Source organism: uncultured Oscillibacter sp. (assembly GCF_947654275.1).
GTDB lineage: Bacteria > Bacillota > Clostridia > Oscillospirales > Oscillospiraceae > Oscillibacter.
The window spans coordinates 1-14,250 of the sequence record NZ_CANTJS010000005.1; the positions used below are offsets into that span (position 1 = coordinate 1).

12 protein-coding genes are annotated in these 14,250 nt (G+C 63.0%); 8 read left to right on the forward strand and 4 right to left on the reverse strand.

Annotation, left to right across the window (positions count from 1 at the left end; translation table 11 throughout):
- Nucleotides 1-263 precede the first annotated feature (263 nt).
- Nucleotides 264-878, reverse strand: a complete 615-nt coding sequence (locus tag Q0063_RS02250; RefSeq protein ID WP_297870349.1) for a hypothetical protein — start codon at nucleotides 876-878, stop codon at nucleotides 264-266.
- Between the two features lie 345 nt (nucleotides 879-1,223).
- Complete coding sequence (locus tag Q0063_RS02255) at nucleotides 1,224-2,771, reverse strand: NAD(P)H-hydrate dehydratase (protein WP_297870350.1); 1,548 nt, start codon at nucleotides 2,769-2,771, stop codon at nucleotides 1,224-1,226.
- A 492-nt stretch (nucleotides 2,772-3,263) separates the two neighbouring features.
- Here Q0063_RS02255 and Q0063_RS02260 point away from each other — a divergent pair, with 492 nt between their 5' ends.
- From Q0063_RS02260 to pheT, 5 genes are all read left to right on the forward strand, one after another.
- Nucleotides 3,264-4,160 carry a polysaccharide deacetylase family protein gene (locus tag Q0063_RS02260; protein WP_297870351.1) on the forward strand — a complete coding sequence of 299 codons (897 nt, stop codon included), beginning with the start codon at nucleotides 3,264-3,266 and terminating at the stop codon, nucleotides 4,158-4,160.
- 72 nt (nucleotides 4,161-4,232) lie between these two features.
- Nucleotides 4,233-5,258, forward strand: coding sequence for a phenylalanine--tRNA ligase subunit alpha (pheS, locus tag Q0063_RS02265; RefSeq protein WP_297870352.1), 1,026 nt, complete (start codon nucleotides 4,233-4,235; stop codon nucleotides 5,256-5,258).
- A 12-nt stretch (nucleotides 5,259-5,270) separates the two neighbouring features.
- On the forward strand, nucleotides 5,271-5,642 hold the full coding sequence (locus tag Q0063_RS02270; RefSeq protein WP_297870353.1) for an Imm51 family immunity protein: 372 nt from the start codon (nucleotides 5,271-5,273) through the stop codon (nucleotides 5,640-5,642).
- Entirely contained in the window at nucleotides 5,633-6,094 is a 462-nt protein-coding gene (locus Q0063_RS02275; protein WP_297870354.1) for an ankyrin repeat domain-containing protein, read from the forward strand. The genes Q0063_RS02270 and Q0063_RS02275 overlap by 10 nt, the downstream gene beginning before the upstream one ends.
- 4 nt (nucleotides 6,095-6,098) lie before the next feature.
- Nucleotides 6,099-8,840, forward strand: coding sequence for a phenylalanine--tRNA ligase subunit beta (gene pheT / locus Q0063_RS02280; RefSeq protein ID WP_297870355.1), 2,742 nt, complete (start codon nucleotides 6,099-6,101; stop codon nucleotides 8,838-8,840).
- A gap of 193 nt (nucleotides 8,841-9,033) precedes the next feature.
- On the opposite strand, the gene Q0063_RS02285 is transcribed toward pheT, so the two are convergent.
- Together Q0063_RS02285 and Q0063_RS02290 are read right to left on the reverse strand one after the other, a co-directional pair.
- Nucleotides 9,034-10,452: a spore germination protein gene (locus tag Q0063_RS02285; protein WP_297870356.1), complete on the reverse strand. Its 1,419-nt coding sequence runs from the start codon at nucleotides 10,450-10,452 to the stop codon at nucleotides 9,034-9,036.
- 70 nt (nucleotides 10,453-10,522) lie between these two features.
- Complete coding sequence (locus tag Q0063_RS02290) at nucleotides 10,523-10,984, reverse strand: CFI-box-CTERM domain-containing protein (protein ID WP_297870357.1); 462 nt, start codon at nucleotides 10,982-10,984, stop codon at nucleotides 10,523-10,525.
- A 706-nt stretch (nucleotides 10,985-11,690) separates the two neighbouring features.
- Here Q0063_RS02290 and thrH point away from each other — a divergent pair.
- The 3 genes from thrH to Q0063_RS02305 are packed head-to-tail and all read left to right on the forward strand — an operon-like array spanning nucleotide 11,691 to nucleotide 14,025.
- Nucleotides 11,691-12,290: a bifunctional phosphoserine phosphatase/homoserine phosphotransferase ThrH gene (gene thrH / locus Q0063_RS02295; RefSeq protein WP_297870358.1), complete on the forward strand. Its 600-nt coding sequence runs from the start codon at nucleotides 11,691-11,693 to the stop codon at nucleotides 12,288-12,290.
- 11 nt (nucleotides 12,291-12,301) lie between these two features.
- Nucleotides 12,302-12,688, forward strand: a complete 387-nt coding sequence (locus Q0063_RS02300; protein WP_297870359.1) for a hypothetical protein — start codon at nucleotides 12,302-12,304, stop codon at nucleotides 12,686-12,688.
- 53 nt (nucleotides 12,689-12,741) lie between these two features.
- Nucleotides 12,742-14,025 carry a DUF1015 domain-containing protein gene (locus Q0063_RS02305; RefSeq protein WP_297870360.1) on the forward strand — a complete coding sequence of 428 codons (1,284 nt, stop codon included), beginning with the start codon at nucleotides 12,742-12,744 and terminating at the stop codon, nucleotides 14,023-14,025.
- Nucleotides 14,026-14,250: the final 225 nt, after the last annotated feature.

Here is a 14,250-nt window from a genome sequence, read left to right on the forward strand (position 1 = left end):
CACTCGTATCCACAAAGTTCACACTCCGCCGAAAGAAGTACCCATCACCGAAGGCGGCTTCGCGCCCCTCGGTGAGGCCACTTTCATTCTCCCACGCAGGTTCGGAATTTATACGCCTCTTTCCATAAACAGACCGCGCGCCGGAGCCGCCCTCAAAACGGCGGGCCAGGCAGGCGGAAAGGGAGAGGAAAATTCCGGCGTCCTCGCCCCACGTCATCCTATGCGCCGGAGGGGCGGGGTGTGCGGAGCACCGGCATACCCTGTCAGCCGGTGTTCTCCGGTATTGTATCATAAAATCGGAAGCTCGTAAAGTCCGCCGTTAAAATGATTTCCCCATCCACGGCAATCTCCCCCCGGAGCGGTGTCCCGTCCTCCAGCTTCAGCCAGAGTGTGGAGAGAATTTTCCCGTCCTGAGCGCCGCTCTGGTCCACGGTGAGACGCAGGCAGGGAACCTCGTTCCATGCCTCCTCGTTCTCCTCCAGCAGCCAGCCGTCCCGCAGGGCGTTCATCAGCCGGGGCAGGCACAGGGCGGGGCTGACCGCCTCCTCCCCCAGGGCCCCGGCGTTCAGCACGTCTCCCTCATACTCCAGCCGCCAGCCGGATTCCTCCAGCACCGCCTTCACCCCGGCGACGGTCTCCGGCTCCAGCACCTCCACAGTGCTCTCCCCTCCGGGGACATAGTCGCAGAGAAGCCGGGCTTCCCACTCCAGGCCCTCCTGGTCGCAGGTGACCACGGCCTCCATGGCGCAGCCCGCGCAGTCATGGTAGAGGTCCCTGAAATCCACCGCTTCCGTCTCCTCTCCCGCCGCTCCGCCGCCGCAGGCCGGCAGCGCCAAAAACAGCAGGGTCATCATTGGTACGCACATCCATCTGCGCACCGTTGTCCTTCCTCCCTGTCCTTTAAAAATTACCGGATTTTCTCCGCCTCCGCGCGGAGCCGCTCCGCGATGTCCGAACCGCCGCGCCCTTCGCACAAAAGGGCTTCTTCTTCCAGCAGACGCCGTATTTCCTCACGGCCGACGGCTTCCACGCCAGCCTTTCCGGACTGCGCGCCTTCCAGAACCCGGACCTCACGGAAGAAAGCGCCGTCCAGCCCGTACCAGACCCACGACTCCGCCGGGCCAAAGCACAGACGCCGTATCAGTACCCGTTTTCCGTTCCCGCACTCCGGTTCCGGTCCCTCGTGAAGCCATGGACCAACCCAAAAGCCTCCGGTTCCCATATCACTGAAGGGCCGTGAAGGCCTCCGGGAAACGGGCAATCACGTCCTCCGGCGTCACGCAGTACTCCGTCAGCGCCTCCGCCGCCAGGTCCCCGGCCCGGCCATGGAGCCACACGCCGCCTGCCGCCGCCTGAACCGGATTGGCCCCCTGGGCCAGCAGGGAGGCGATCAGTCCCGTCAGCACGTCGCCGCTGCCCCCCTTGGCAAGGCCCGCGTTCCCGGTGGTGTTCACCAGCACGTTCCCCTCCAGTCCGGCTGTGACGGTGCGGTGCCCCTTGAGGACAAGCATACAGCCGTGGTCCTTTGCGAAGACCCGGGCCGCCTCCGCCCTGCCGGGGGTCAAATCGCCGCCAATGCGGGCAAACTCCCCGTCGTGAGGCGTCAGAATGGTTTTCCAGCCCCTGTCCCGCCGGACGTCCAAACTATCTATATGTCCCTCCAGGGCGTTTATGCCGTCGGCATCCAGAACCACAGGCTTTTCTGTCTGCTCCAGCACCTCCCGCACCAGCTTCGCCGTGCCCTCGTCCCGGCCCAGGCCGGGCCCTATGGCCAGCACATCGCAGCCCGCCAGCCTCTCCAGCGCCTCGGAAAGGGCCTTCCGGCCCAGCTTCCCGCTCCAGTCGCTGCTCAGGGGAAAGGGCATGGCGGAGACGCATTTGGCCGCCGCAATCTGCCAGATACTGTCGGGGACCCCCAGATACACCAGCCCGCAGCCGGACCGCACCGCCGCCGAGGCCGCCAGATATGGCGCGCCGGTATAGCCCACCGCGCCGCCCACAATCAGCAGCTTTCCGAAGTCCCCCTTGTGTCCGTCGGGCTTCCGGGGCGGCAGGGCGGCGCGGACAAACTCCGCCTCCACAGTCTGGATGAGTCCGGTCATCTCCCGGACCAGGGTCCTGGGGATGCCGATGTCCCGGACCCGCACCTCGCCGGAATATACCGCGCCGTCTCCCACGAACTGCCCTATCTTCGGCAGGGTGAAGGTCACGGTGACGTCGGCCCGGACCGCCCGGCCCAGCATCTTTCCCGTGTCCGCCGCCACGCCGCTGGCAATATCCGCCGCCACCACCCTGCCCCGGCATAGGTTGATGAGGTCCACCGCCGCCGCAAAGGCGGAATCCGGAGCGATGTCCCGGCTGAGGCCCACGCCGAATACGGCGTCGACGACCACATGGCTCCGCCGGGCCCAGGCGGCCTGCTCCCCGCCGTCCGGGGCAAAGGGCTCCAGCTCCACGCCGCACTCGCTGAGGCGGCGGGTTTCCTCCAGAGCGTCGGGGGTCAGCCGCTCATAGCTGCCCACCAGGAACACCCGGACCCCCACACCCGCCAGGAACAGCAGCCGTGCGGCGGCGATGCCGTCCCCGCCGTTGTTTCCCGCGCCGCAGAACACTGCCGCCCGGCATCTGGCGGGCTTGTCCGGCAGCAAATCCAGGGCCGCCTGAGCCACGCCCTCCGCCGCCCGCTCCATCAGGTCGATGGAGGGAATTTTCCAGGTCTCAATGGCCTTTTTGTCCAGCGCCTTCATCTGCGCCGCCGTAGCCAGCTTCATGGTTCCCGCCTCCTGTGCGTTGAATTTGTTTCTTTGATTATAGCCTCTTTTCTCCAAAAACGCAATCCATCCTCCGGGCAAAAAGCAAAAACGGCGCTCCCCGCCCTTTTCTCCCCCAGGTCTCCGGCGTCCGCGCTTTTTGAAACAAGCTCCGCCCGATTTCCCTCTTGCTTTTCTCTATTTTCTGTGGTATAAGTAATATTCGATACCGGCAATGAACGGGAAAATAGCGAGGTCCGCGCCGCTTAGAGAGAAGGGTCCATCGGCTGCAAGACCCTTTGCGCCGCGTCGCTTGGTTCGCCCGGGAGCCGCCATGGAGACATGGCCGGTCCGCCCTCCGTTACAGGGGCTTTCGAGTGCGCGCAGGCCATGGGTCCGCGTGAATCCGGGTGGTACCGCGGAGGGCCCTGCCTTTCGTCCCAGGTGATTGGGACGGAGGGCTTTTTTCTTTGCGCCCCCCGCCAAAAAAAGAATCAAAAGGAGATGCTGCCATTGCGCCTGTCCCGACGGAACATCGTTTTCTTCTTTTTGGCCTTTTTGGCCCTCCTGGCCGCCCTCGCCCTTCTGGCGGCGGCGCTTCTGGTCCGCCTGGGCACCAGCCGGCCGGAGCGGCCCCTGCCGGTGCTGATGTACCATCATGTGGTCCCCGACGGAGAGGACTGCAACGACATGACCGTCACCGCCTCCCGATTGCGGGCGGACCTCCGGTGGCTGGAGGACAACGGCTACACCACCGTCCTCCCCCGGGAGCTGGCGGAGGGAAAGGACCTGCCGGAAAAGCCCGTCCTGGTCACCTTTGACGACGGCTACCGCAGCAATTACGAGCTGGCCTTTCCCATCCTTCAGGAGCTCCGGGCCAAGGCGGCCATCTCCGTCATGGTCTTCATGCAGGACCGCTGCGCCGACGACTTCATCACCTGGGCCATGTGCCGGGAGATGACAGACTCCGGCCTGGTGGAAATCGGGTCCCACACCTACCTCTGCCACAACCTGGGAGAGCGGCAGGGCCACTTTGAGCCCGGGGGCGTCAACGGCGTCCAGCGGGACCCGGCGGAGAGCGACGCTGCCTTTCAGACCCGTGTGCTGGACGATATTCAGCTGAGCTATGACCTGATCGCGGAGCACACAGGCCGGGCCCCCGCCCTCTTCGCCTACCCCTTCGGCCTGCGGGACCCGGAGGCCGACCAGCTGATCCGGGAGCTGTTCCCCGTCTCCGCCGTCACCTATCCCTGGACCGCGGACCTGGCCCAGGGGCTCCACGCCCTGCCCCGGTACACCGTCACCATGGACAGGACCCCGGAGGAGCTTTTGAATCCCCCTCTGTTTTTCCGGCTGAAAACCGGAGCCAAGATTCTGCTGGGCAGGGAAACCGTCCCGGCCCAGAGCTGAACGAAACCCTCCTTCCCTCCGCCGGCGGAACCGGGCGGCGGAGGGCGGGAACGAAAAAAGGAGTTTTACCGTATGAAAGAACAACTGGAAGCCATCCGCAAAGGGGCGCTGGACGCCATCGGCGGCGCGCAGGAGCCTGCCGGCCTGGAGGCCCTCCGGGTGAAATACCTGGGCAAGAAGGGAGAGCTCACCGCCGTTCTGAAGCAGATGGGCGGCCTCTCCGCCGAGCTGCGGCCCGTCATGGGCCAGCTGGCCAACGACGTCCGGGCCAGCCTGGAAAAGGCCATTGAGGCCCAGTCCGCCATCCTCTCTCAAAAGGCCCTGGAGGCCCGTCTGGAGGCGGAGACCGTAGACGTCACCATCCCCGGTGCAAAGCCCCCTCACGGGCACAAGCACCCCATGTACTCCGTGCTGGACGAGCTCAAGGAGCTGTTTTTGAACATGGGCTTCGAGATTATGGACGGCCCGGAGATTGAGCAGGCGGACTACAACTTCACCAAGCTCAACGCCCCGGAGAATCACCCCTCCCGGGACTGGACCGACACCTTCTACCTGACGGAGGACTCCTCCGTCCTCCTCCGGTCCCAGACCTCCCCCATGCAGATTCGGGCCATGGAGACCCACGGCGTGCCCATCCGCATGATCTCCGCCGGGCGGGTCTACCGCAAGGACGAGGTGGACGCCACCCACTCCCCCATGTTCCACCAGATTGAGGGCCTGGTGGTGGACAAGGGCGTCACCATGGCGGACCTGAAGGGCACGCTGAACGCCGTCATCCGGGAAATCTACGGCCCCGAGACCCAGACCCGTTTCCGGCCCCATCACTTCCCCTTCACCGAGCCCAGCTGCGAGGTGGACATTCAGTGCCACAAGTGCGGCGGCAGGGGCTGTCCCACCTGCAAGGGCGAGGGCTGGATTGAAATTCTGGGCGCCGGCATGGTCCATCCCAAGGTCCTGAAAAACTGCGGCATCGACCCGGAGGAGTACTCCGGCTTCGCCTTCGGCATGGGCCTGGAGCGGCTGGCCCTGGGACAGTACAAGATTTCCGACATGCGGCTGATTTTTGAAAACGACCTGCGGTTCCTGGAGCAGTTCTGAGGAGGTGCGGAGATGTCTGATTATGTAAAGCTGTTCACTCTGGAGGAAATCTCCAGCCCCTGCGTGGAGGTCATCCTGGAGGCCGGAGCCCCCAGGGTCATGGCCACCGGCGAAAAGATGAATGCCGTCTGCCCGGACGCCTATATGAACGGGTATAACTGGGAGGCCCTGTTCCGCCGCTATCTGGAGGAGAAGGACCCGGACATTCTGGAGGGCATGAAGACAGACCCGGAGGCGGACATGTACGTGGCCTACTGGCCCCTGACGCCGGAGAACGAGGCCAGGGCCAGGCGCTTTGAAACCATCGTCCGTTCTCTGATCGAGGATGAAGAGGCAATCTGCCGGTTCGTGGAGGAGCGCGGCGAAGAAATCGAATGGGACTGACCGCAAACTGGATGGGGCGGACAGAGCTGACCCATGCCATCATCCACAAGGACACATCCCTGGCCCTGGCGCTGCTGGAGCAGGGAGCGGACCCCGGCCACGCGGATTACACCGGCTGTTCGGATCTGTACTTTGCCGCCGTCTACAGCGAGCCGGAGGTCCTGCGGGAGCTGCTGCGCCGGGGCGCGGACCCCGACGGGAAGCCAGGCAGGATGCTTCCTCTGCTGGGAGCCATGGACTCCGCCCAGAGATACCAGCACCAGACGGAATTTGACGCCTATGGGCAGGCCTTTGAGATGGTCCGGGCGCTTCTGGAGGCCGGGGCGGACCCGGACCTGAGCCAGAGCGGACGGGCCACCGTCCGGCAGAACGCCAAGTATCTCGCCCCCGGACCCATTGCAGACTATATAAAAACCTATCCCAGGCGAAACGCTCAGGAAGAAGGAGTTTGACACTATGAAATTATCCCGTAAATGGTTAACCGAATTCGTGGACATCGGCCTCGTGGGCGACCGGGAGTTTGCCGAGGCCATGACCATCTCCGGCTCCAAGGTGGAGGTCACCGAGGACCTGGGGGCCGAGATTTCCAACGTCGTGGCGGGCCGCATCAAGAAGATGGAGCGGCACCCGGACAGCGACCATATGTGGGTCTGCCAGCTGGATGTAGGACAGGACGAGCCGGTGCAGATTGTCACAGGGGCCTGGAACATCCACGAGGGGGATCTGGTGCCTGTGGCCCTCCACAAGTCCACCCTCCCCGGCGGCAAAAAGATTGAAAAAGGCAAGCTGCGGGGCGTGCTCTCCAACGGCATGATGTGCGGTCTCCATGAGCTGGGCCTGGACGAGCGGGATTTCCCCTACGCCGTCATTGAGGCCGCCGCCCTGCTGAACGACTACAGGCCCATGGACCCTGAGAAGCCGTCCATTCCGGCGGACATCCAGCCGGGACATAAAATCTTCGGGCCGGTGGTCTGCGCCCGAGTGGACCTGGTGATATACGACGGCGGCGGATACTGGACCATTGCACTGGATTGGGGAGGGGAACACGGCAATGTTCCCCAGATTCGCCTCCAGAATATCCACCAAGGGGATCTGGTGGCCTACAACACCAAAACCCAGACCATCTGCACCCTGGCGGACCTCCACGCGGAGCAGAAGGAGTTCCCCCACTGCATCCCCGACGGCATCTTCGTCCTCCACGAGGACGGCGTAAAGCCCGGCGACGACATCCGCCCCGTCATCGGCGCCGACGACCGCGTGGTGGAGTTCGAGATTACCCCCAACCGGCCCGATTGCCTCAGCGTCATCGGCCTGGCCCGGGAGGTCTCCGCCACCTTCGACAAGCCCCTGAAGCTCCACGAGCCCGTGGTGAAGGGCTGCCCCGAGGATGGGGACAACCCCCTGGCCCGGTCCATCGCGGAGCGTCTGGACGTGGAGACCCCGGACCCGGAGCTCTGCCCCCGGTACACCGCCCGGATGGTGCGGAACGTGAAAATCGGCCCCTCCCCCAAGTGGATGCGGGAGCGGCTACGGGCCAACGGCGTCCGGCCCATCAACAACATTGTGGACATCACCAACTATGTGATGCTGGAATACGGCCAGCCCATGCACGCCTTTGACTACCGCTATGTCAAGGGCGGGAAAATCGTGGTCCGCCGGGCCCGGACCGGCGAGGAGCTGACCACCCTGGACGGCAATCTTCGGAAGCTGACCCCCGACATGCTGGTCATTGCCGACGACACCCGGGCCGTGGGCCTGGCGGGAGTCATGGGCGGACTGAACAGCGAGATTGTGGAGGACACCGCAGACGTGGTCTTCGAGTCCGCCAACTTCGACGGGGCCTGCATCCGGAAAACCGCCCTGGCCCTGGGCATGCGCACCGAGGCCTCCGCCAAGTTCGAGAAGGGCCTGGACATCCTGAACACTCTCCCCGCCGTGAACCGGGCCTGTGAGCTGGTGGAGCTGCTGGGGGCCGGCGAGGTGGTGGACGGCGTCATTGACATCCTGAACTACGTGCCCCAGCCCCGGACCATCCTCATGGACCCGGAGCGGGTCAACGCCCTGCTGGGCACCCGGATTGACCCGGTGGACATGTACCGGTATCTGGAGCGCGTGGACATCCGGACGGAGGCGGGAACCTTCTCCGGCGCTCCCGCCGAGGTGGTGATTCCCTCCTGGCGCATGGATGTGGAGGGCATCGCGGACCTGGCGGAGGAGGTGGCCCGGCTCCACGGCTACAACAACATCCCCGACACCCTCTCCGGCGGACTGAACCAGCGCCGGGGCTGGAACCCCGTCCAGCAGGCGGAGAACGCCGCCGGGGCCCTCTGCCGGGCCGCGGGCTACAGCGAGATCATCACCTATTCCTTCATCTCCCCCGCCTATTACGACAAAATCAATCTCCCGGCGGACTCTCCCCTCCGGGACTCCATGAAAATTCTCAACCCCCTGGGAGAGGACACCTCCATCATGCGGACCACCACCCTGCCTTCCATGCTGGAAATTCTGGCCCGGAACTGCCACTACCGCAACAAGTCCGTCCGTCTCTATGAGCTGGGCCGGACCTACTTCTCCAAAAACGACGGTTCCGGCATGGCCGACGAGCCGAAAATTCTCTCTCTGGGCGCTTACGGTCCGGAGATGGATTTCTACGGCATCAAGGGCGCGGCGGAATCCGTTCTGGAGGGCCTGCGGATTGCAGGCGTCCGCTTCGAGGCCGAAGGCGGGAACCCCTCCTATCACCCCGGCCGCTGCGCCAGGGTATACAGCGGGGACTGCCTCCTGGGCGTGCTGGGCCAGATTCACCCTGCCGTGGCGGAGAACTACGGCGTGGACTGCCCCCTCTATGCCGCCGAGCTGCGTTTTGACGCGCTCTTTGCCTGCATGGGCGGCAAACCGGTCTACCAGCCCCTGCCCCGCTTCCCCGCCGTCACCCGGGACATCGCCCTGATCTGTGACAAGGCCCTCCCTGTGGGGACGCTGGAGGACTGCATCCGCCGGGGGGCCAAGGGCCTGCTGAAGGCCGTCAGCCTCTTCGACGTCTACACCGGCAAGGGCATCCCCGAGGGCAAGAAGAGCGCGGCCTTCAGCCTGGAGCTCCGGGCGGACGACCGCAGCCTCACCGCCCAGGAGGCCGACGAGGACGTGAAGGGCATTCTGGAGCTGCTTTCGGCAGAGCTGGGAGCCGTCCTGCGCTGAGAGCCTATAGCAATCTCCAACATTACGGGCAACGGGCCGCCCGCAGGGGTCGGCCCGCCTGCCGGAAATGATGATGTTTGCTATAAACACCCGGACGGGCTCAGACAGCCTGATTCCGGCAAAAACGCAAAAAGCCGGGAGGAACCCTCCATGGGTTCCTCCCGGCTTTTTTCTTTCCCGGTCTCCGGAGCGCTCACGTGTTGTCCCGGCTGATGGGCTCCCGAATCAGCAGCCGCCGCAGGGCCTTGGCGTTGAAGGGAAGCAGGGGATAGAGGTAGCCCCTGCCTACCAGGGGCTTGGTGGTGGCCAGAAGCACCACGATGCCCAGGATGCCCAGACAGAAGCCCCAGAGGTCAAACACCGCCGTCGCCAGCAGCAGCGCCACCCGAAGCAGCTTGAAGGCATAGCCCATCTCATAGCTGGGCTGGGCAAAGCTGGCCACCGAGACGAACGCCATATACACCAGCACCTCCGGACCCAGCCACCCCGCCTGCACGGCGAAGTCGCCCAGAATCAGGGCCCCCAGCATGGAAAAGGAGTTGGACAGGGAATCCGGCGTGTTCAGGGACGCCAGCTTTAAAACGTCCACCAGAAACTCCACCACCAGCAGCTGCCACAGCAGCCCCAGAGACGCCGGTTCCGGCGAGGACAGGAATTCCAGGGCCCCCGGCAGGCGGCCCGGCTCCTTCACCATCAGATACCACACAGGGGTAATCAGCAGGGAAATCAGAAACACCACGATGCGCAGAAGCCGGAGGTAGGTTCCCACCAGCGGCGGGAAATAGAACTCGTTGGCCTCCTGGGTGAAGTCGAAAAAGGTGGTGGGCAGAATCATCACCGAGGGAGAATTGTCCACCATCAGAATGATATTCCCCTCCATGATGCTGGCGGCGGCGCTGTCGGGCCGCTCGGTATACCGCACCTTGGGAAAGGGATTATACCACTGCTTGGGCCGGATTACCTCCGCCACGCTCTCCTGGGCCATGGAGAGGGAATTGACGTCGATGGCGTTCAGCTTCTCCCGGACGGCCTCCAGCAGCTCCGGGTCCGCCTTGTCATCCAGGTAGCAGAGCACCGCGTCGGTGCGGGAGCGCTTTCCCACCTTCAGACCCTCCATGGTGAGATGAGGGTCCCGGATGCGGCGGCGGAGCAGGGCCATGTTGGGCACCACCGCCTCAATAAAGCCGTCGTGAGAGCCCCGGAGCACCTTGCCGTCCGGCGGCTCGTTCACGCCCCGGCCGGGGTAGTCCTTGGCGTCAATCAGGGCGGCGCCGCTGAGGCCCTCCACCAGCAGCAGACTCTTTCCCATCAGAACGGAGGTGGCAATGTCCTCCGGGTCCCGGCTGACGTCCACCTCCGAGAAGGAGATGAAGCGGTCTATGAAGGCCTGCATATCCGTCAGATTCGCCAGGGCGTTTTCCGGCTGGCTGAGCCAGAATGCCCCCATGCGCTCCAGGGTTTCGTCCTTGCCGTATCCGTCCACCACCCAGATGCGGGCCCGGCGGCCGCCGATGATATAGTCCCGGCTGACCATGTCCACGCTTCGGCCCACCCCCAGAACCTCGTCAAAGAGGCGGACGTTCTCCATGTAATTTTCCGATAATTTCTCCATGTGACACCTCCCAGGAATGGGCTTAGTATGCGCCCGTTCCTGGGAGGTTATCCATGATTTGTGGGTTTACTTACCAGTCCCGGTCCCGATAGGGCGTATCCTCCACGCCCTGGCTCCGGAGCCTGTCCACCAGACGGTCCAGGGGACCCCGCCAGAGCCTTTGGAACCACCCGGTTTCTCCGAACCGGCGGACCAGGGTGGGACTGACGGCGTAATAGGCCCGGATGAAGGCCCGGCCATACCAGGTTCCCGCCAGCGTATCATCCCGGAAGCGGCGGAGGGTCCAGACCTGGGGGCAGTCGTAGGAGCCGTAGACGGCAGTGGCCACATAGCAGCCGGCGGGTTTTGGAATTTCCCCATACCGGATGTCGCTCCCTTTGAGAGTCTCCTTGCTGCCGTCCATGTACTCGATTTCGATTTCTTTGAGTTCAACAGTGCGGATGGTGTTGTTATACCAGAGATTTTCCCAACGAGGAGTCCTGTGGATGTTCGGTTCGATCGGCCCGGTGATCTTGACGGTTTGCTCGGACACACGCTTGACTGTGCAAGAAACCTTGTCTTTAACCGCATTATATGGGACAACCGTAAAATAGGCGTATTTGATCGTTTTCTCGGTGTCATTTTTGTAGGTGAACCTGAGAGCGACTCCTCCCGCACTGTTAGGACCGTTCAACCAAGTTTCCGTTGTGCTGCCGGACCTATATCCCATATGACCGATTTGCAGATTACCAAGAATAATCATGCCATTTTCCTCCATTCATTTGTTTTCACCGCAGCGGCCCTGGGGGCGAATGGGCCCCCGGCCGCCGGGCGAAAAACAAAAACGCCGTGCAGGTCCGGAATCCTACACAGCGCGTGGAAACGGCATTTTTGCGGAGCAGAGCATAGGGGCAAAGCGGCAAACCAGCCCTTGCGCGCAGGGCCAATTTGTCGTATAATACCCTTGCGGTGCGGGTAGAGCCGTTGTGTAGGTGCCTATACCACCTGTACAGGCCCGTGGGTGTTGGCGCACCCGCGGGCTGCCGCATTTTCGTTTTTCAGGTCGATTATAGCAGGAACCGCGGCGCTTTGCAAGCCTCTTTCAAGAAAACTCTTCCGCAGGATTTTCCCGCGCCCGGCAGGAACCGGGCTTTTTTGCGAATCGCTGAAAAAATATGGGTGACAAGCGGAGAACTTTCTGCTACACTATAAATTAGGTTATTTTGTGTATATTACAGGATTTAAAGGAGAGCGAATTTATGAATATCGTATGTCTGGATATGGAGGGCGTCCTGGTCCCGGAAATCTGGATTGCCTTTGCCGAGGCCAGCGGCATCCCTGAGCTGAAGCGCACCACCCGGGACGAGCCCGACTATGACAAGCTGATGAAATTCCGGCTGAACATCCTGAAGGAGCACAGCCTGGGTCTTCGGGAAATTCAGGACACCATCGCCGCCATCGACCCCCTGCCGGGGGCCAAGGACTTTCTGGACGAGCTCCGGACCCTGACTCAGGTGGTCATCCTCAGCGATACCTTTGAGCAGTTCGCCAAGCCCCTGATGAAAAAGCTGGCCTGGCCCTCCATCTACTGCAACACTCTGGAGGTGGCGGAGAGCGGCGAAATCACCGGCTACAAAATGCGCTGTGAGAAGTCCAAGCTCACCACTGTCCGGGCCCTTCAGTCCTGCGGCTTTGAGACCATCGCCGCCGGAGACAGCTACAACGACCTGGCCATGATTCAGGCCAGCAAGGCCGGCTTCCTCTTCAAGAGCACCCAGCAGATTAAGAAGGACTACCCGGAGCTCCCGGCCTTTGAGGAGTTCGGGGACCTGCTGGCGGCCATCAAGGCGGCGCTGTAAGGGGCTTTTCCATGGGACTGCTTTCATTTCTGAAAAAGCCCGAAAGGAAGCCGGGTTCCGTCTGTCCCCAGCCCAGGGAACAGGAGGCTTTCCTCTTTCAGATCGAGGACGTCTTCGCTATGCGGGACGGCAGCGCCGTGGCAGCGGGGCAGATGGTCCAGGGCCGCCTTCACCGGGGAAGTTCCGTGCTCTGCGTCCCCGTCCAGGGCCAGCCCTTTTCCTGCACGGTGGACGCCATAGAACAGCCGGACCCTAAATCCTGGGGAGAGTTTATTCACCCGGACGCCGCCTGGGCGGACGGCCCCTGGAACGGGCATTATTCCCTCCATATCCCGGGCCGGGGCAAGGCGGACTTTCACCCCGGCGACCGCCTGGAGGCCCCCGGAGCGGAAGCGTAAGGTCCCCAGGCCGTCAGAAATCCATACCGACAAAACAGGAAGGGAGACGCGACATGAATCAGAAGTTCGAAAAGTTTCAAAAATTAGGCTTTTATCCCGCGAATATCCTGCTTCCCAAAGACGTGGATATGACCAAATGGGCGGTGGTGGCCTGCGACCAGTTCACCTCTCAGCCGGAGTACTGGCAGGCGGTGGAGGACACCGTAGGCGGCGCCCCCTCCACCCTGCGGATGATTCTGCCCGAGGCCGGCCTGAACGCCCCCAATGTGGAGGAGCGCATTTCCGCCATCAACGACGCCATGGGCCGGTACCTGGCGGAAGGGGTTTTCAAAACCCTGGAGGACAGCCTGATCTACATGGAGCGGGTCCAGTCCGACGGCAAGGTCCGCCACGGCCTCATCGGCATGGTGGATTTGGAGTGCTATGACTTCACTCCCGGTTCCGGAGCCCTCATCCGGGCCACCGAGGGCACCGTCCTCTCCCGCATCCCGCCCCGGGTGAAGGTCCGGAAGGACGCCCCCATCGAGCTGCCTCACGTCATGCTGCTGATTGACGACCCCGGCAGAACCGTCATCGAGCCCCTGACCGGAACAGATATGGAAAAGCTCTACGACTTCGACCTTCAGCAGGGTGGCGGACACCTCACCGGCTGGAAGCTGTCGGAGGAGCAGACCGGCGGCGTGGCGACGGCCCTGACGGCCCTCTGCGCCCCGGAGGAGCAGGAACGGAAGTACCGCATCCGGAACGCCGCGCCTCTGCTGTTCGCCGTGGGCGACGGCAACCACTCCCTTGCCACCGCCAAGCAGTGCTATGAGGACCTGAAAAAGGTCACGCCGGAGTCCGAGTGGGCCGGCCTCCCCGCCCGCTATGCCCTGGTGGAGGTTGTGAACAACCACGACGACGCCCTCCAGTTCGAGCCCATCCACCGGGTCGTCTTCGGTGTGGACCCGGCGAAGATGCTGGAGGCCTTCAAGGCCTATTATCCCGGCGCCCACGAGGGCCAGGGAGAGGGCCACACCATCGCCTATACCCACGCCGGCGGCAGGGGCTTCCTCACCGTACCCGAGCCCCGGGTCCAGTTGGCTGTGGGCACCCTCCAGGCCTTTATCGACAGCTATCTGAAGGAGCACGGCGGAGAGGTGGACTACATCCACGGCGACGAGGTCACGGACCAGCTGGGAAGCAAGCCGGACAGCATCGGCTTCAAGCTCCCCGCCATGGGCAAGGAGCAGCTGTTCAAAACCGTCATGGCCGACGGCGTGCTACCCCGGAAAACCTTCTCCATGGGCCACGCCCAGGACAAGCGCTATTACGTGGAGGCCCGGGCAATCAAGTGATTCCCAACGGGAGGCCCCTGGGGCCTCCCGTTTCAGGCTGTCGAAAAAGTCTTTTCGACAGCCTGAGCAAGTTTACAAAACTTCAAAAAAGTTTTGTAAACTTATTGATTGAACATGAAAGACACCCCTGATGGGTTTCTTTCATACTATCTTCCTTTCCGAAAGCTGAAGGCAATCCGTTTTTCGACAGTCTCGAACGGGAGACCCCCAGGGGCCTCCCGTTTT